This is a genomic window from Congregibacter sp. (assembly GCF_965662665.1).
Lineage (GTDB): Bacteria > Pseudomonadota > Gammaproteobacteria > Pseudomonadales > Halieaceae > Congregibacter.
Genome location: NZ_CBFIIF010000005.1, coordinates 42,364 through 60,829, shown reverse-complemented (window position 1 = coordinate 60,829; position 18,466 = coordinate 42,364). Strand labels below are relative to the sequence as shown.

General features: G+C 55.8%; 12 protein-coding genes. 3 read left to right on the top strand and 9 right to left on the bottom strand.

Annotated elements, in window-relative coordinates:
• Positions 1 to 112 precede the first annotated feature (112 nt).
• Entirely contained in the window at positions 113 to 514 is a 402-nt protein-coding gene (locus ACTG39_RS03520; protein ID WP_439106149.1) for a VOC family protein, read from the top strand.
• 33 nt (positions 515 to 547) lie between these two features.
• Here ACTG39_RS03520 and ACTG39_RS03515 read toward each other — a convergent pair whose 3' ends face one another.
• From ACTG39_RS03515 to ACTG39_RS03500, 4 genes are all read right to left on the bottom strand, one after another.
• On the bottom strand, positions 548 to 1,321 hold the full coding sequence (locus tag ACTG39_RS03515; protein ID WP_439106148.1) for a hypothetical protein: 774 nt from the start codon (positions 1,319 to 1,321) through the stop codon (positions 548 to 550).
• Between the two features lie 119 nt (positions 1,322 to 1,440).
• Positions 1,441 to 4,956, bottom strand: a complete 3,516-nt coding sequence (putA, locus tag ACTG39_RS03510) for a bifunctional proline dehydrogenase/L-glutamate gamma-semialdehyde dehydrogenase PutA (protein WP_439106147.1) — start codon at positions 4,954 to 4,956, stop codon at positions 1,441 to 1,443.
• Positions 4,957 to 5,065: 109 nt separating this feature from the next.
• Positions 5,066 to 6,373, bottom strand: a complete 1,308-nt coding sequence (locus tag ACTG39_RS03505) for an MFS transporter (RefSeq protein WP_439106146.1) — start codon at positions 6,371 to 6,373, stop codon at positions 5,066 to 5,068.
• A gap of 96 nt (positions 6,374 to 6,469) precedes the next feature.
• Entirely contained in the window at positions 6,470 to 7,786 is a 1,317-nt protein-coding gene (locus tag ACTG39_RS03500; protein ID WP_439106145.1) for a spinster family MFS transporter, read from the bottom strand.
• A gap of 145 nt (positions 7,787 to 7,931) precedes the next feature.
• On the opposite strand from ACTG39_RS03500, the gene ACTG39_RS03495 reads away from it, so the two are divergent.
• Positions 7,932 to 9,644 carry an amidohydrolase gene (locus ACTG39_RS03495; RefSeq protein WP_439106144.1) on the top strand — a complete coding sequence of 571 codons (1,713 nt, stop codon included), beginning with the start codon at positions 7,932 to 7,934 and terminating at the stop codon, positions 9,642 to 9,644.
• A gap of 93 nt (positions 9,645 to 9,737) precedes the next feature.
• Here ACTG39_RS03495 and ACTG39_RS03490 read toward each other — a convergent pair whose 3' ends face one another.
• From ACTG39_RS03490 to ACTG39_RS03475, 4 genes are all read right to left on the bottom strand, one after another.
• Positions 9,738 to 10,055, bottom strand: a complete 318-nt coding sequence (locus ACTG39_RS03490) for an ester cyclase (RefSeq protein ID WP_439106143.1) — start codon at positions 10,053 to 10,055, stop codon at positions 9,738 to 9,740.
• Between the two features lie 74 nt (positions 10,056 to 10,129).
• The gene (locus tag ACTG39_RS03485) at positions 10,130 to 12,403 is read right to left on the bottom strand and encodes a DPP IV N-terminal domain-containing protein (protein ID WP_439106142.1); all 2,274 of its coding nucleotides are present in this window, start codon (positions 12,401 to 12,403) and stop codon (positions 10,130 to 10,132) included.
• Between the two features lie 166 nt (positions 12,404 to 12,569).
• Positions 12,570 to 13,205 (bottom strand): oxidoreductase, encoded by a 636-nt coding sequence (locus tag ACTG39_RS03480; RefSeq protein WP_439106141.1) that lies wholly within the window; start codon positions 13,203 to 13,205, stop codon positions 12,570 to 12,572.
• Positions 13,202 to 14,446 carry an acetamidase/formamidase family protein gene (locus ACTG39_RS03475; protein WP_439106140.1) on the bottom strand — a complete coding sequence of 415 codons (1,245 nt, stop codon included), beginning with the start codon at positions 14,444 to 14,446 and terminating at the stop codon, positions 13,202 to 13,204. Before ACTG39_RS03475 ends, ACTG39_RS03480 begins: the two co-directional genes overlap by 4 nt.
• A gap of 142 nt (positions 14,447 to 14,588) precedes the next feature.
• On the opposite strand from ACTG39_RS03475, the gene ACTG39_RS03470 reads away from it, so the two are divergent.
• A complete protein-coding gene (locus tag ACTG39_RS03470; protein ID WP_439106139.1) occupies positions 14,589 to 16,772 on the top strand; it encodes a PQQ-dependent dehydrogenase, methanol/ethanol family in 2,184 nt (727 codons plus the stop codon).
• 30 nt (positions 16,773 to 16,802) lie between these two features.
• Here ACTG39_RS03470 and ACTG39_RS03465 read toward each other — a convergent pair whose 3' ends face one another.
• On the bottom strand, positions 16,803 to 18,356 hold the full coding sequence (locus ACTG39_RS03465) for a BCCT family transporter (RefSeq protein WP_439106138.1): 1,554 nt from the start codon (positions 18,354 to 18,356) through the stop codon (positions 16,803 to 16,805).
• Positions 18,357 to 18,466: the final 110 nt, after the last annotated feature.

The window sequence follows — 18,466 nt, the reverse complement described above, 5'->3', positions numbered from 1 at the left end:
CATCCGAGTGCCAATGTCTCAGCTTCTGCTCGCTGTCTTTTTGCTTTTTATGGGCTATCTTTTCCTCTAAGTCGACAGGGCGTTTCGTTCTGGCGCCCCCAACGAGGAAGTCATGATGAAAGCTGTTGCTCCTTACCTCTGCGTGCGTGATGGCGCCGCAGCAATAGAGTTTTACAAAAAGGCCTTTGCTGCAGAGGAGGTCGCGCGTTACGGACACGAGGGTAAGCTTGGTCATGCGACCCTGCGTATAAACGATCACCTACTCATGCTGGCGGATGAGTTTTTGGAAATGGAGGAGCTCGTTGGCAATGTGGCTCCGGATACTCTTGAAGGTCGTACAACTTTTACCATCGCCTTGGCTGTGGACGACGCTGATCAGTGGTTCGATCGAGCGATTGAGGCGGGTGCTACTGCGATTCGTCCCGTGACCGACGAGTTTTTTGGCCGCCACGGAAAGCTGCGTGACCCCTTTGGACATGTCTGGAGCGTGGTGACCATGAGCGCCACTGACTAGGGTGCCCCAAATCACCGGTTAGTTTTCAAGGCGCTAGAAGCTGAACTCAACGCCCACTACAGGGCCGTAGTAGGTGAATGCATTGGTCAGATCGCCATCTGAGAACTCTGCCTCTTTGTACTGATAACCAAGAATTGCCGCATTTTGTCTCGCCTTGCCAAAGTTATAAGCAAAGCTCCCCCGGATTACGAAGACGCCCTCGGAGTCACCAAAAGCGTAGTCAGCATAGCTGCGTATGTTCCATCGTTCAGAAATGGGTGTTTGGTAGCGAAGGCCCAAAAGCAGATCGTAATAATCCGTGTCCGAGCTTCTAACTGCTTCGGGCAGCTCGGTGTTGGTGGCAGTGAATCCTAAGCTATTGTCAAAACCCGAGTGGCGGACCCCGCCAAATAGGCTCAGTGCTGAGCCGAAACCCTGGGGCCAGTAGGCTACGGCTGCGTCGGCAAATAGTTGGGTGCTGTCGACATCGATGCGCAGCCGATCGCGAACATCGGTGCTGGCTATTTTGAGATAGGTAACGTCGGCAAAAACACTCCAGTAACCAGCTCCGATCTCTGTTTGCAGCATGAACGCCGCATCTAATGTATCAACCAGTTCTTTGAAGCTCAGCTCATCCGGGCTGATTGTGACGTCCCGAAATGTAAGATCCAGCTCCGTTGTTGATCCCCAAAGGTAGGGCATCACGGACCACTGCAGGCCTTTGTCTTCTTGTGCGGCGACGTGGGTGGCGCCCAAACTGCCGGCGGTAAAGACTGCCATCAAAACTGTTGTGAGGATGCGAGAGTGAGAGCCTGAGAGTTGAATCATGAGGGGTGCACCCTGGGTGAGCTTATTAGACCGATGAGCATCTGACATGACCGCATCGATCGTTTGTTATGTCAGGAAGGATAGCCGTAGAACAAGCGGTAAATCCAGCGCTGTTATTCTCAGTCGCTGTCCGCAGCGAGTAAACTTGCATTGCCACCGGCTGCCGTAGTGTCAATACAGGTGTGACGCTCATGTACGCAATAGCTATCCAGATCGTTCCCGCTGACTAAGGGTACGAGCATGCCGTCGCGTGCTGCGAGGGCTTGACGTGCCTCTCGCAGATCTGATTCCTCGCTCCACAGCGCCACGACTGAAATCCCGTTCAAGGTTTCTAGCGCCTCTCTCGGAAGCTTGCCGTTTATTCCCTGCGCGGTATCGACGCCCGGTGCGACCATGAGTGCAGGGCAACCCATGCTTCTTGCTATACCGGCCTGCATCGCCGCATCCTGCGCAGTGGGTCCCAGGCAGAGCACCAGTCCCCTGGGCCAGAGTGCGAGACGATTGGCCTCTCCAGTGGGGCCTGGCATCTCCTGCTCGTCCAGCGCCTGCGCTTCATGCCAATCTAGGGAGTCGATGGCGGACTGCACGGTCTTTGCGCCTAGCTCTGGTCCTTTACCAATGTCACCCGTGGATCGAGGAGCTTCGCGCGGCTGCTGGAAACGCGGCACGTAGCGGGGGCCGCCAGCTTTAGGGCCGGTACCCGAAAGGCCTTCGCCGCCGAAGGGCTGAGATTCGACCACGGCGCCAATCTGATTGCGATTCACGTAGAGATTGCCGGCATGGACGGCGGAGGACACCTGCTTGACCCGCTCGTCGATGCGCGTGTGTAAGCCAAAGGTCAGGCCGTAACCGCTTGCGTTGATATCTGCGATCACTCGGTCGAAGTCGTCAGCGGCAAAGCGAGCAATGTGCAGCACCGGGCCGAATATTTCAGTGGCGATATCTTCGATACCCGCTACCTCGATTACCGCCGGCCCCACAAAGTACCCCTCTTGCGGCGCCCGTAGTTGTTTCAATAGGCGACCTTCCTGATTGGCCTGATCGACATAGGCCTGAATTGACGTTTGAGCCTGTGCGTTAATCACAGGGCCGATATCAGTAGAGAAGGACCAGGGGGCTCCTATGTCCAACTCATCCATAGCACCGTGGAGCATGTCTAGCAGGATATCCGCGACGTCATCCTGCAGGTACAAAATGCGCAGGGCGGAACAGCGCTGCCCCGCCGATTGGAAAGCCGAAGCGAGAGCATCGCGAATCGCCTGTTCGGGTAGCGCCGTGGAGTCCACGATGCCCGCATTGATTCCGCCGGTTTCTGCAATCAGTGGTGCCGATGCCGACAAATGCGACGCCATGTTGCGATCAATGATCTTAGCCGTCGCCGTGGAGCCGGTGAAACACACGCCATTCACGGTTGCTGCTGTTGTAAGGGCGCGTCCTGCGGTGGCGCCAGTGCCCGGTAGAAACTGCAACACCTCTCCGGGCACTCCAGCATCATGGAGGAGTCTCACCGCCTTGGCTGCTATGAGGGGCGTGGATTCAGCGGGTTTCGCCAAGACCCCGTTACCAGCGCCCAGCGCGGCGGCTACCTGGCCGGTAAAAATTGCCAGGGGGAAGTTCCATGGCGAAATACAGGTGATGATGCCACGGGCCGGGGCGTCAGGCAGGTCTGCTGCGCAATTGGCGTAGTAGCGCAAGAAGTCTACGGCTTCGCGTATCTCCGACACCGCGTCCAAGGCACATTTACCGGCTTCTCTGGCAAGTAAAGCCATGAGCTCTCCAGTGTTGGATTCGAAGAGATCGGCAGCTTGTCGCAGCACCACGGCGCGCTCCTGCGCAGCTGTACCGTTCCAATCTCTCGCCGCGGCAGCGGCGTGATGGCAATCGAGGGGGGAGGCCTCTATGCACTCACCGACAAGGTCCTGAGGGTTGGCTGGGTTAGTAATCTGCAGTTTTTCGGCTGTGACTTCTGGCGATTCGCTTCCCGCGGCAAGTATTGGCCCAGCCTGCCAGCGATGTGTGGCAAAGCGTCCTCGCTCAACATCAATTTCCCGAACGACGTTTTCGTTGTTCAAGTCCCAACCTCGCGCCGCTCTTCTGTTTGGCGCGAACAGGTCAGCGGGGTCAGACAGGGAAGCCGGGCGTGGCGTGGTGATGCGTTCCAGCTGGGTAAAGGGATCAGCTGCAAGTGATAAAGGACTGTAAGCTGGATCCACAACCTTATGCACAAAAGATGAGTTTGCGCCGTTTTCCAGCAGCCTCCGCACCAAGTAGGCGAGGAGATCTTTGTGCGGACCCACAGGAGCATAGATTCGACAGTTGGCGCCATCGGTGAGCAACTGGTTAAAAAGAGTTTCTCCCATGCCATGAAGACGCTGAAACTCATAGTCATTGCGATTTCCGGCTAACTCGACAATGGTCGCTGCGGTTTGCGCATTGTGCGTAGCAAATTGCGGATAGATTCTATCTGTCATGTTCAGGAGCTTATACGCGCAGCAAATGTAGGAAACATCCGTAGCACTTCGGCGCGTGAACACTGGATAGTCCGAGACGCCCTCGACCTGTGCCTGCTTAATCTCTGAGTCCCAGTAGGCGCCCTTGACCAGACGGACCATGATCTTACGATCCAGCGTAACGGCAAGTTCATAAAGCCAGTCGATGGCCGCCGCTGCGCGCTTTTGGTAGGCCTGCACCACAACGCCAAAACCATCCCAGTCCGCGAGATAGTCATCTGATAACGCGGCTTTGACCACGTGAAGGAAAGGTTCAAGTCGCTGTGACTCTTCGGCATCTACGTTCAATCCGAGATTGCTGTCTCTTGCCAAACGCGCAAGTGCATTGAGTCGGGGCGCAAGCTCTTTGAGTAGTCGACTGTGCTTTGCGTACTCAAATCGCGGATGCAGAGCGGAGAGCTTCACCGAAATTCCGGGTCGCTCGTGCATAGCCCCATCCAGGGCTGACTCGGCTATTGCACGTATCGCATCAGCGTAGGCTTCAAAGTAGCTGTCCGCGTCAGCTTGCGTGAGCGCTGCTTCACCAAGCATGTCAAAGGAGTAGCGAAAGCCCCGCTGGGTTTCAGTTTCGGCGCGCTTCAAAGCTTCCTGAATGCTTTGCCCTAGAACAAACTGGTTCCCCATCTCGCGCATGGCGCGTTTTACCGCCAATCGTACAACTGGCTCTCCGAGTCGTTTGACGGTGCGGTTGAGTAAGCCAGAAACACTGGCGGAGTTGTCATCGTCCAGCACCCGGCCGGTCATCATCAGAGCGATGGTCGACGCGTTAACCAGGGATGAACCGGACTTGCCGCTGTGCTCACTCCAGTCGTAAGGAGTGATCTTGTCTTCGATGAGTGCGTCGATGGTGCCTGGGTCGGGCACGCGTAGCAGCGCTTCGGCCAAACACATAAGAGCAATGCCCTCATTCGTAGAGAGTCCGTACTCGGCGAGAAACATCTCCATGAGACCTGGCTGGCCGGCGCTGCGGATGCGCTCAATGAGATCGACTGCCCGGGACTGCGCCCGTTGACGGAGGTCAACATCGATACCTGTGCTACTTATTAAGCTATGAAGTACGTCACTTTCGCTGGCGGTATGCAGCGCCCGAATGTCATTGAGAGTGCTGTCGTTATGGTTGTCCATGCACAAACGCTCGATTAAACGCAATCTTCCAGTTTGGCGACACTGCTTTGAGGATTCAAGGTGTCGGGTGCAGGGCGAACCGTAGTTTCAGCGCGCTGCTAAATCTGGCTCAGTTCAATACAGAGGATTCAGTGCGCGCCTCTTGCTGACGTGTAAAGAGCGCCGCGATAAGTAAGGCGACCAATAGACCCAGGCAAATTTTGGCGGCGGCGTTATAGCTACCGAGATGATCCACGGCCAAGCTGAAGGCGGCAGGACCAATGGCGCTGGCGAACACAGAGATAGACGCGTTAAACCCGCTGACAGCGCCCAGGTGTAGGGGGCCAAAGAAGCGGATGAACGCGAGATTCGATACCACCCCCCACAGTCCGCCGCCAATACCGAATCCTGCTGCCAGGAGCCAATACCCCCAGGCTTGCTCCAGGTTGATCAGCCCGACTGCTCCACAGCTTAAGACCGCCAACATAGAGATGAGAAAGGGCTTCAGCCTGTGGCGATCGACAAAGCTGCTGGCGATGAGATTGCTCGCGGTAGAAAACACGGCGGCAGGCAAAAAATATCCAAAGGCGACATCGGCGGATAAGCCGCTCTCGGCAAACACCGCCACCACATGAAAGACGAGGGCGGTGCCAAACAGCGCGTGCATGCCCAGGCTGAGAGAGTAAATCCAAAAAATGGGACTGCGCCTCGCTTGATCCAGAGTCTTTGACGGTGCTTCCACCGGCGCTGAGTCCTGATCTTCGACGTTGCGGCCATCTGCTTGGAGGCCACAAGAGGCAGGATTGTCGCGGATAAAAACAAGCGCCATGAGGGCAAAGCCCAGACCCACGGTAAGTCCCATAAACCACAGTGCTCCCCGCCAGCCAAAGCTTGCGATCAGGAAGGCGATCGCCAGCGGTGCGATGGCAAATCCAAAGGACACGAAAACGCTGCGAATACCACTGACGAGGCCGCGCCGTTTGACGAACCATAGAAGCAAGACGTTTCGTGAGCAGCTGGTTAATACGCCCTGACCAAAAAACCGCACGCCAAAGAAAGCCAGGAGCAGCAGGGCAAAGGTCACTACCGTAGAGCCCCCCAGTAACTGGCTCAATAGGTCGACGCCGCTGATCACCAGTACCATGGCGCCCAGAGCAGCGGCGGAACCTGCGATCATGATGCGACCGCCATAGAGGTCATACCAACGCCCAGCGCGGGTAAGAAATAATGAGGATGCGACTGTGCCTATGAGATAGGCCATGGATACCTGGGTTCGCGTCAGGTCTAACACCTCAATGAAGGTGTCGGTGAATACCGCCATGCCCATGGTCTGGCCGGGAATACTGAACAGGAAGCCGGCGGTAGAAAAAAACCAAATGACCCAGCCATAGAAAATCGGCGAGCGCCGAGGGTCGAATGGCCAGTTAACAGGGATCAAAATAGCAGCACGCCCAAAGGTGGCCGATTATAGACGGACGGCTACTACTCGAACACCTCTTAGAGGCGATTTGCTTTGTGAGCTTGGCCGCCGAGCCTAGCTGGGCGCGTTCTCGATGTCCTGGCGCACGCTCTTCGCCGCCAGCCAATAATGGACTGCCGACCATGCCATTACCGGTGGCAATGCATAGAGCATGGCATAGCGCAGGGACTCTGTGCCTAGGCTGTCCGAGAGTATGTCGCTCAATACACCGACAACCCAAGGGCCTCCACCGAGCCCGATGATATTGATAATGAGAAACAAAACAGCCGACGCGGTCGCGCGCATTCTTGGACCAACGATCGCGTGGGTTGTGGCAATGGTGTTGCCAAGGTAAACCTGAAACAGCAAGCCAGGAATGATGGAGAGCGACAGAGCCACGTAGGGGTTGTCTACGATGTAAATGCTCACCATGAACGGCACGATTGCGAATCCGCAGATGCTCGGTAACCAGACGTACCAGCGCTTATCGGTCTTCGCCAGGCGGTCCGCAAAGTAGCCGCCAAAGAACACGCCAATAGCACCGCCTACTCCAATAATCATAGATAGCCAGGTGCCCAGTTCCCCGGTGGACATAGCGTGGGTTCTGATCATGAAAGAGGCCGTCCAGTTCGCGGTCGCATAGCCGCAGAAGGCGTTAAGACCCGCGCCCAGGGCGATATGGCGAAAGGTTGGTCGGCTCCACAGAACCCTCAGTACCTCGCCAAAGGGAACGGCGTCAGTGGAACTGGGTGCGCCATCGTGGAGGCCACGGATGGGCTCCCGGAGGGTAAAGCGTAGAACGATGGCCAGGATGACCCCGGGAATGCCCACCACCATAAAAGCGGTGCGCCAGCCAAAGAATTCGTTGAGCCAGCCACCGGCCAAAAACCCGAATAGGATGCCGATACTTACGCCCATGGAATAAAAGCCAATCGCGGTGGCACGACGATCGGCAGGGAAGATGTCCGAAATAATTGAATGCGAAGGGGGACTGCCGCCGGCTTCGCCAATCCCCACACCGATACGTGCGAGAAGCAGATGCGTGTAGTTCTGGACGAAACCGCTGAGAGCAGTCATGAAGCTCCAGATAAATAACGACAGCGATACGATGTTACGGCGATTGCCCCGGTCGGCCCAGCGCGCGATGGGTATACCCGCAGTGACATAAAAAATAGCGAAGGCAAAGCCGGTAAGCAGTCCTAGCTGGCTATCTGAAAGATTCAGATCAGCCTTGATGGATTCCTGGAGAATGGCCAGTAGTTGACGATCAATGAAGTTGAAGCTGTAAACGATCGTCAGCAGGCACAAGGCATACCAACTGGCGCTCTTCGTGCGATAAGGATTGTCCGGGTGGTCTTGCGGCGCGCTTGGAGTTGTTTCGGCGTCGGTCACGTCGGTACCTTATTATCTTTATTGGTGGATGGTAGGAGGTTACACAATTTGCTGGCTGTGCTCACGATGTTTTCTCAGTATTGCCCTGTGGCATTATCAATGCCTCTGTAAAAGCGAAGGGTAAGGGCTTGTGGACAATCGAATCATGACTTTTGTAAAGCTTGTCGCGTCGTCAGCGGTAGCTATGTACATTGGTGTCGCAAGTGTGGCGGGCGCGTTGGCAGCACCGGATATCATCGTTGTCAACGGTGACGTTCGTACGGTGGATCCCGATGCGCCTCGAGTCCAGGCTTTTGCTATCGAGAACCGCCGCTTTACCGCGGTGGGTAGCAACGCAGACATAAGAGCCCTTGCAGATGCCGACACCCAGATCATCGATGCGGCGGGCAGAACGGTTACACCAGGATTGATCGATAGCCACTCTCATATGGATGGTAATGCGCCGGTAGTCGCGGGCGTTGATTTGGCCTACGTGGTGGATAAGGCGGAGTGGCTAAGACTTATCAAAGAAGCGGACGAGCGTCTCGACGAAGGGGAATGGCTCACCGGGGGTTACTGGGATCACACCTTGTCTGACGGCGAATACCCCACTCGTGAAATGCTGGATTCGGTGGTATCTGATCGCCCCATATTCCTGTCACATATTGATGGCCATTACGGCTGGGTAAATTCATTAGCACTGGAGATGAACGGAGTGACCGCTGAGACACCTGTACCAGCGGGTGGTGAAATTGTTCTGGACCCAGAATCTGGCGAGCCCACGGGGATACTGCTGGAGGGAGCGATGCGCGTGGTGCGAGATCATATTCCTGCTCGCAGTGATGCGAAGCGCCGCGAAGGACTCGCGCAAATGCAACAGTATGCGAATAGTTTTGGTATCACGGGCCTGCATCAAATGAGAGGCCTTGATGACTATTTACACATTGTTGAAAATGGGGACCCTTCTATCCGGGTTTGGTACGGGCACTTTGGTTTGGACATGGATCCTGCAACCTGGGATCAAACCTTAGACACTGTGCTGGATGTTACCGAAGACACCAATCAGCGAGTGACAGATAGCAAGAAGGAGGTCGAGGTAGGGCCGCTCTTGCAAGCAGGCTTTGTAAAACTGATTAATGACGGCGTCCTTTCAGCGCACACCGCCGTGTTGATGGAAGATTATCACGATCGTCCAAACTGGCGTGGAGAGTACATTACCGAGCCAGGTGATCTGGCTGAGCTGGTTCGCCGCACGACGGAGAAGGGCATGCCCGTGGCGATACACTCCATTGGCGATGCGGCTGTTAGCGCCGCGCTGGATGCTATTGAGGCATCGAGGGATAACGCCGTGCCCGTACCTAATCGTATTGAACACATAGAAATCTTACATCCGGATGATGTGCCAAGGTTTAAGGAGCTTGGCGTTGTTGCGTCAATGCAGCCGAACCACTGTACTAACGCCATTGGATATGTTCCCACTCGCGTGGGTGAGGCCCGGGAGAATCGAGCCTATGTCTGGCAATCGATGCTCGATGGCGGCGCACACCTGGTTTTTGGAGCGGACTATCCAACATCACCTCTAAGTCCGCTAACGCAGATCAGCGATGCAGTCTTTCGGGAGAGCCCTTTTGGCTTTAACGATGGTAAGTCCTGGCATCCCGAAGAGTCGGTAAAGTTTGATGATGCGCTGTATGCCTATACTCAGGCGGGTGCGGATATTACGCCGTGGAAAGATGAGATTGGCTCAATCACCATTGGCAAGTGGGCTGATTTTGTTGTCTTTAGTGGAACCGTGCCCGAGCCCATGAACGAGAGCTTTAAGTCTCTGGTTGTGGACCACACCTACTTTGCAGGGCGTGAGGTTTACGCGAGACCCTAGGGTCTAAAGCTATTCTCCAGCGAGTTGACGCTTATATTCCTGGGCATCAAAACTGCCGATGGAGTCCTGAATCAAACCGTCGGCGTTGAATATTCAGGATTCAAAACCGCTGAAGTCAACGGCATTGCCGGTGCCGTCAGGACCCGTATTGGTACCGGTGAAGGTCCAGTGGTAATCCACTCGACCGTTTACCGACTCGTTGCGATCATTGGTCAGCACAAGGTCAGGAAACGCGACCATGAAATCTCTCGCGACCTGCTCAACCGCCGCGCGGCCTACGGCTGGTTCGCCCTCATTAATGGTAAGCACGCCATCAGGGGCGTAGAACGCGGCGACTTCGGCGGGATTGTCACTGTTCCAGGCAGCAGTGTAAGCGGCAGCGAAGGCGCTAATGTCGTCAGTCTGTGTCATGGCAGTTTCACTCCAGCTGTTTAAAGAAACCATTCCTATAAGCGCCAACACAAAATTGTGCATGAATTTCACGTTCATTGCGCTTTGAGGTGTTCGTCAAAAAAGCGTGCCCGCATGGTGTTCAAATGCAATTCCGTGCCTTCACCCTCGCTGTCTACCACTGCGTGAGTACGGTTGGGATAGGCCATAAAACGAAAGGGTTTATTTAGCCTAACCAGCTCATTGATGAGTCGCTCGCTGCTCTGATAATGCACGTTATCATCGCCGGTCCCGTGCACCAGCAATAACTCGCCCTCCAGGTTTTTGGCATGGGTAATCGGCGAACTCTCGACATAGGCATCCGCATATTCATCCAGCAGTCCCGAATAGCGCTCCTGGTAGATGGCGTCATAGAGTCGCTGATCCGTGACCGGTGCCTGGGAGACGCCGGCTTTGTATTGCTTGGGATAACGGAAGAGCATGTTAAGCGTCATGGAGCCGCCACCAGAATGACCCCAGATGCCTACCTTTTCCTTGTCGATGTATGACCATCGCTGGGTCATAGCAGTCAGCGCGTCAGACTGGTCCCGAGAGGCGAGAAGGCCAATGCCGCCATACACGGACTGTCGCCAATCCCTGCCTCGGGGCGCGCGAGCGCCCCGACTGTCGACGGAGGCCACAAGGTAACCCTGTTGAGCCATATATAGATGCCAGAGATGCCGCTTGCCGCTCCAGGCATTGCGGACGGTCTGTCCGGCGACTTCGCTGTAGACATAAAAGACAATGGGGTACTGTTTGCTGGCATCAAATTGCGATGGTCTGATGAGATAACCGTCCAGCGGCAGACCGTCGCGGGCTTCCACACGAAAAAACTCGTGCTCAGGTAAATCAAGCTTGGCGAGTTTTGCCAAAAGCTCAGCGTTATCCTCAAGGACGCGTACTTCGCGATGTTCCGGCAGAGAAACCAGTCGATACTGGGGTGGCTGAGAAAAGCTCTGGTGAGTATGTACTGCCCATCGTCCGTCTTCGGAGACTTCATAGCTGTTTGTGCCGGCAAACTCTGCAGGGGTTAGCTTCTGCATGTCGCCGCTACCGTCGAGACGGGAGCGGAACAGGTAGCGGGTTTCCATGGCTTCCGGCGAAGCGATGAAGTACACCCAGCCCGCGCTTTCGTCCACGTGGGCGACATCAGTGATGTCAAACTCTCCGGGTGTTAGGTCGATAAGGGTCTTACCGTCGCCGCTGGCGCGATAGATATGCCACCAGCCGTCCTTCTCGCTGAGCCAAAGAAAATCACCGCTCTGCTTTAACCAGTGCACGTCTTCCACATCGAAGAGATAGTTAGGTGCTTGTTCTACAAATACCTGCGTGACTTCGCCGTCGCTCACATCGGCGTAAAACACGGTATTGCGATCCTGGCGTCTAGTTACATGCTGAATAATGATTTGGTCCGAGCGCAGCGACCAGTCCATGCGCGGCACGTACATTTGCCGCGGGTCGCCGGGCAACTCAGCCCAGATTGTTTTCCCACCCTCTACGCTGACCGTGCCGACTTTGGCTGCGGAAATGGTTTCGCCGACTTTCGGGTAGGGAACCTCGGTAACCTTTGGGTAAAGCTCGTCGGTATTGTTAATGAGAGAGAAGTTACGCACACCGGAGGTGTCGAACTGCCAGTACGCGATACGCTGGCCATCGGGGCTCCAGCGAAATCCATCGCGAATAGAAAATTCCTCTTCGTAAGCCCAGCTCATAATGCCGTTAAGAATGTGTTCGCCGGCGCGCTCTGTAAGTCGGGTAATTTTTTGGGTGTCGAGACTCTCAACAAAGATGTCGGCCTCTTTGACGTAGGCTACCTGTGTTCCATCTGGAGAGAATTTAGCGAACTGTAGGCTTGATGGCTGCGCATCTCCCCCTAATTGCATAAGTTGCTGTGATTCCAGGTCCAGGACCCAGTAGTCGCCACGGCTTTTTACGCGCCAGACTTTTTTGCTGTTGGTGTAGATGAGTAACTTGCTTTGATCGTCGGACCAAGCGTAGTCATCGACAATAAGCGGATCTTCAGCGTCACCGGGGGTAAGCGAGGCAATGCCTACCAGCACTCTGCGCTCGCCGCTTGCAGGATCATAAAAGACAATTTCTCTCAGCGCTGACGGTTCATCATCGTTATCTGAGCTGTCGTTATAACCCGCTGGTGTCTCCAGCATGGTGTAACCACTGTTATCGCTTAGCCACTTTATCTGTCCGGGCTTTTCAGCCTTGTAGGCATCTTCGCCATAGATTGCTTCCAGTGTGAGTTGTGCATCGGTGCTGAGCGGGGCGGCTGAGTTCCTATGAGAAGTAGTGGACTCGTCGGTAGTTGAACAAGCCATCAAAATTGCTCCAAAGATAGCTGACAGAGAGAGGCGCAGGGCGCGAGAATTTAAAGGGTACATTTCAGAGTGAACCAAAGATAAAAAAGAGATTGTGTCGCTTAATGGCAGCTCACTGCAAATGCCCGCGCCGCATAGCTTGCGCGTCAGGTGACCCGCCGTCGTCTTAAAGGCCTGCCAAGTGATGGATCGATCGGTTTCCGTGACGATACACGCCGGGTTCTTGCTCCTTACATAAGGCTAGCAGCGCGCTCCCCACAGTGGTGACCCCGATCCCCGCATAGCGATCCAGAGGCCCTTTGAGAAAAAGCCTCGTTACAGGATCCATACTGCGCATGAGTGTTTCCACAGGCCGGCTTTCCCTGCGGTCGCCCAGGAGTAGTCCCGGCTGCAGTATATCGAGACGACGAAAGTTCATTGCCTGGAGAGCGTCTTCGACTTCGCCTTTAACACGCGCATAAAAGACGCGCGCTTTGGGGTCAGCTCCCACGGAAGTTACGACCACAAAGTGATTGGCGCCGGCAGCCAGGGCAGACTGCGCAAAACGTAGAACGGCATCGTAATCCACCGCTCGAAAAGCTGCCTTGGACCCTGCGCTCGCGATGGTGGTGCCCAGAGCGCTGATTGCCATGTCCGCCGGCGGCAGGGTCACAGGCTGAACAAAGTCCGTGATGATTTCATCGGCGACCTGCTGGGTCGCACGACGCCCCACGGTAGTGATCTTCAGTTGACTGGGGTCGTGGTTGCTGAGAATGGCCTGGCCAACGAGACCCGTAGCGCCCGCCAGGAGCAGCTGTCTCATTGCGCGGTTTCTTCGTCGACAAAGATGTCCAGCGGCAAGAGTGCTACCGCACCGGCATTGGGAGCATCCACAAGTTGTCCGATGCGAAGATCTACCGCGACAGAGCAAATGACGTAGGCCTGATCTACGCTTAAGCCATATTCTTTGACGAGGTGGTCAATCATCGCCAGGAGCGCGTTGCGTGCAGCGAGGGCGATATCGTCGGGGAGGCTCTCCAGCGCTGCCAGTCGGGGGGAATCCAGATAAGCCATATCCGCGGGCACGTCTCCCGCCTGCTTAAACGGCAGTCCCGTGGTAGCGAAGTAAGTCTCGCTCGGGATTGCCAGGGTAGACACCGGTCCCGTAAAACTAACACCCAGCGCCGGTGCTTCTTTGAGAATCTCGGTGGTGAGGGTGACGGTGGCGTCCATCTCAATCGCGGTGCCGCTAACCTCGCCATCGCCCTGCGCGTAATGCACATCACCGACTGCCAGACCACAGCCATCAATACGACAGGGTAGGTGGATCGTTACACCGGCCCGCATGTAGCGAATGTCCATATTGCCGCCATGCTCCCGAGGCGGAATTGTGCGCAAACATTCATCTTTGACTTTACCCGATGGGCCGCAAAACTCAGCCGGTGTCGCGTTAGTCGGGTTGGGTAGAAACACCCGCGCACCAAGTTCGGATATGGCTGTCTCGCGTGCCATTGCCGTGGTGACCATGGCGTCGTCTGGGAGTGTGGTGATGACGCCGGGAAACGCGCTGATAGGAATGCGCACGCCCGGAATTTGTTCGGAGTGTGCGTACTCAGCGCCCAGTTTCCAGGTGGCAGCAAACCCCGTGGGGTAGTGGTCTGCAAGAAAGCCACCGGCGCCCACCCAGGTCTTACCCCAGGGGCCGGGCGCTACGTTCAGCAACGTAACCGCAAGGGTGTCCCCCGCTTTGGCACCTTCGATGTGAACTGGCCCTGTGAGGGCATGGCCAGTGTTACCCGTCGCTCGTCGGGGGTCTTCGTAGGTACTGTTGGGATCGAGGTCGAAATCGCCCGCATTGCGGGTATGCAGCACGATCGTCTGCCCCGGTCTCGCCGAAGCGGTCATAGGAATCTCAGGATGCAACCGGTTGATGCACTGCGGATCTTCGATGCAGTTGCGTCCCTTGCCGCCTACGGTGACGTCTTCCGCCAAAGCTAGACAGGATGCAAGCAGTGCAATGAGCAGGATGACAGACGAGGGGGCTTGAGTAGTGTTTGGGTGCATGGTGAGTACTCAGGTCGGCGGCCTTTGAGTGTCCCATTGCCCGGCGGGATGGACAAGCATGTCGGTGGCGCCAGAGTCATTTTTTTGGGGCCGAACTTTGCTAAGCTTTCGAGCCTCAAATAATAAACACGGATTCTTTGGAATGAACCTCAAACCCATGCACATCGCAAAAGTGTTCCTCCCGGGTCTGCTGCTGCTGACCGTCGCTTGCAGTAGCGACCAAAAGGAGGAGCCGATCGCAGAAGCTCCTGCGGCACCCGTAGCGCCAAGCTCAAGCGCAGTCACGGCGGAGCGAATTATTGCCGCCGACGATGCTCCGGGCGAGTGGCTCACTCACGGTCGCACCTATGGAGAGCAACGCTTCAGTCCTCTTGCCGCCATTGACGAAGATAATGTCGGAGAGTTGGGTCTTGCCTGGTATGCAGAGCTTCCTACGGATCGAGGTATTGAAACCACACCCTTGATGGCCGATGGCAAGTTGTATGCCACCGCCTCCTGGGGTCATGTTCTTGCTTACGATGCAAAGACCGGGGAAGAGCTTTGGCACTTTGATCCTCAGGTCCCAAAGGACTACGGAGTGCGGGCCTGCTGCGACGTCGTAAACCGAGGTGTGGCCCTCTGGGGTAATAACGTGTACGTCGCGAGCTTGGACGGTCGCTTGTATGCGCTGGATAGAGACACGGGTGAAGTGGTCTGGAAGGTTGATACGCGAATCAATACCACTGACGCCTATACCGTCACAGGCGCGCCGCGCATCGTGAACGGCAAGGTCGTCATCGGCAATGGTGGTGCTGAGATGTCTGTGCGCGGTTACGTGACCGCCTACGATGCGGTGACTGGCGAGCAGGCCTGGCGTTTCTTCACCGTTCCTGGAAACCCCGCCGATGGCTTTGAGGACGAGACACAGGAGCGTATCGCAGAAACCTGGACTGGAAAGTGGTGGGAGAACGGAAAAGGGGGCGGCACCGCCTGGGACTCCTTCGCCTTTGATCCTGAGCTGAACTTTTTGTACATCGGTGTTGGGAATGGCGCGAGCTGGAATCAGAAGATCCGTAGCCCCGAAGGTGGCGACAATTTGTTTATCTCGTCGATTGTTGCGGTAGAAGCCGATACCGGCGACTACGCCTGGCACTACCAAACCACGCCGGGCGATAACTGGGACTACACAGCAACTCAGCACATGATTCTGGCTGAGCTGGCCATCGAGGGACAAGAGCGCAAGGTTTTGATGCAGGCCCCAAAGAACGGCTTCTTTTATGTACTGGATCGAGTGACGGGCGAGTTGCTGTCAGCAGAAAAGTACATGCCGGTGACCTGGGCAACACATGTCGATATGGAAACCGGCCGTCCTGTAGAGGCGCCGGGTATGCGTGATGGCAATACCGATACCATGGTGTCGCCAGGACCTTCGGGCGCCCATAACTGGCACCCCATGACTTATAGCCCGGACACGGGTCTGGTTTATATTCCAGCCAAGTCTCACTCAGCCATTTACGCTGACGACTTTCATACCCTCGAGCGCGATGCCGTTTGGCACATTAACTTTAATGCCGGTCTAATGGTGGGGATGCCTGATGAAGTGCCCGCAGAGGCCCGGGCTGCTATTGGCAAACAGGCCCTGGCAGCGGAGCTCATCGCCTGGGATCCGATCAAAGGCGAAGCGGTATGGAGAAAGCCCCGGGGCTACTACTCGGGTTCCGGTCTGCTGTCTACGCACGGAAATCTGCTGTTTCAGGGTGATTTAACTGGGACATTTAGTGCTTTTGCTGCCGACTCGGGTGATGAACTCTGGAGCTATCCCGTACAGGGCGGCGTGATGGCGTCTCCGATTACTTACACCATAGACGATGAGCAGTATGTGGCGGTGGCCCAGGGCTGGGGCGGCGAAACCGGTCTTCCCTTTGGCTCGGTAAGCGGTCCCCAAAACATGATCAACATAAGCCGCCTCCTTGTGTTCAAGCTGGGAGCATCCGAAGAGTTGCCCGAAGTACCGGTAATGGAGCAGGTGCTGGAAGCCGATGGTGTTGAGTTGGCCAGCAGCGAGTTTGTAGAAAGTGGTCGCGATCTCTTTAACTTGTACTGTGCTGTTTGCCACGGCGGCAATGCGATTAGTGCCGGCCTGATTCCGGATCTACGCTACCGCATCAAGGATGTAGATCCCGCGTGGCAGGCAATCGTTATGGAGGGCGGCCTGGCTGCTAACGGTATGCCCGCATGGAAGGAATACCTCACCGCCGACGAAGCGGACTTGATTAAAGAGTACGTTAAGCACGAGGCGGTATTGGGTGCGAAGCGTGGCGAGCGTCGCTTAGTACGAGCGCCTTAGCTTGGTTAGTCGCGGTTGCTCTGACGAGACTTAGTCGAGCAGCCGCGGATTCTTAAGCCACTTGAGCAGTGTGATGCTGCTCGCCAGTACGATAGTCACTGCCGCGATGCCTCCCAGATTGGAGAGCATGCGTATGCCATCCACCCCCGCAAAGCTCACCATGGTCCAGGACACAATGCCGATCATGGCGCCCCACACAATCTTGGCACCAAGCCCGGTCTTTTCTTCGGACTCAGCGGTCACGCCCTGAGCACACAGCTTGCCGATGGCATCAGTGTTGGAGTCCGCTGCCGTCACAAATGAGATGAACGCGATAAACACCAAGAGTGGCACGGTTAGAATACTGTAGGGAAAGTTTGAAAAAACCGCGTAGAGCATTTTCCCTGGCCCCAGTTCCTGCAAGGCTGTATTGAGCGAGCCCGGTACGCTCATGTCCATATGTATGGCCGTGCCCGAAAAGATGCTGATCCAGATGACCGCAAATAGCGATGGATATAGAAAGTTGATACGGATGTATTCGCGCACCGAGTAGCCCCGGCCAAGGCGTCCTAAAAAGAGTGCACTCACCGGCGCCCAGGCGAACCACACAGCCCAATAAAAGACGCTCCATTGCAACGGCCAGTCATCACCCGAGATGCTGCCGGTAAACAAGCTCATTTCCAGAAAAGTACTGGCATAGGTCGCCAACCCCGTGGCACTGGATGTCAGGATGTAAAGCGTCGGTCCAAGGGCGGCGACAAATACGCCCAGAAAGAGCAGCAACACGGCGTTGAGCGATGACAGTTTGGCGATGCCCCTATGTAGACCACTGGCGGCAGACCAGACAAAGGTTGCCACAATCAGGGAAATGGCAATTCCCAGAGACAGAGGCGTGATATCCACATCAATCACCTCGCCGGCACCTCCAATGAGGCTGAGGGCACCGGTACTCAGGCTTGAGGCCATACCGGTAACCAGGGCACTGAGCGCCAGGGTGTCAATAAAGTCGGCAGTTTTCCCATCAACCCAGTGACCGAAGACGGGGCGTAAAGAGCTACTGATAGAAAAGGGTAGGCGTCGATTGTAAAAGGCCAATGCAAAGGTCAGCGATGGAATCGTATAGATCGCGTAGGGAGTGAAACTCCAGTGGAGGAACATAGCGGCTAAAGAAAAGGCGGCAGCACCCTCTGTGCCCGGCAGAATGTCTTTGCTCACGGGTGGTGCGTTGAGGTGATAGATGGGTTCAGACGTGGTCCAGAACAGTATTCCAACGGCGAGGGTTGTGCACAGGGTGATGAAGAACCATCGAGGCTTGGACAGTAGCGGCGTAGCGCCAGCGCCTCCGATGACTACGCGCCCCAGGGGGGATAGGTAAGCCGCAATCGTAAGCAAAACCAAAAAGAAGCTTCCGTAGCTGAAGAGCCATCCGAAGCGTTCGAGAATCATGTCATTCAGAGATCGGGTGATCTGCAGAAAACGCTCCAGATCAATCATGCTGAACGCCACAGCCATCATCAGAACGATAAACGTTGGCCAGAAGACCAGAGGCCTAAGGCTCAGAGAGTCATAGTGCAAGCGTAGCTTGTCGATGGGGGTAGGCTCCAATTATTGGTGACACTATACAGGCCACGGTGGTGGCTTCGCAGGTCGAGGGCTTATGAGGGGCCGGTATTGAGCACGCACCCAAATCGTGCAGATCGCACGCAAACCTGGTG

Coding starts and splice junctions, on each gene's coding strand:
- ACTG39_RS03485 (WP_439106142.1), bottom strand. CDS start 12,403: ATGGCTTGTTCAACTACCGACGAGTCCACTACTTCTCATAGGAACTCA.
- ACTG39_RS03515 (WP_439106148.1), bottom strand. CDS start 1,321: ATGATTCAACTCTCAGGCTCTCACTCTCGCATCCTCACAACAGTTTTG.
- ACTG39_RS03490 (WP_439106143.1), bottom strand. CDS start 10,055: ATGACACAGACTGACGACATTAGCGCCTTCGCTGCCGCTTACACTGCT.
- ACTG39_RS03475 (WP_439106140.1), bottom strand. CDS start 14,446: ATGCACCCAAACACTACTCAAGCCCCCTCGTCTGTCATCCTGCTCATT.
- putA (WP_439106147.1), bottom strand. CDS start 4,956: ATGGACAACCATAACGACAGCACTCTCAATGACATTCGGGCGCTGCAT.
- ACTG39_RS03480 (WP_439106141.1), bottom strand. CDS start 13,205: ATGAGACAGCTGCTCCTGGCGGGCGCTACGGGTCTCGTTGGCCAGGCC.
- ACTG39_RS03520 (WP_439106149.1), top strand. CDS start 113: ATGATGAAAGCTGTTGCTCCTTACCTCTGCGTGCGTGATGGCGCCGCA.
- ACTG39_RS03470 (WP_439106139.1), top strand. CDS start 14,589: ATGAACCTCAAACCCATGCACATCGCAAAAGTGTTCCTCCCGGGTCTG.
- ACTG39_RS03495 (WP_439106144.1), top strand. CDS start 7,932: ATGACTTTTGTAAAGCTTGTCGCGTCGTCAGCGGTAGCTATGTACATT.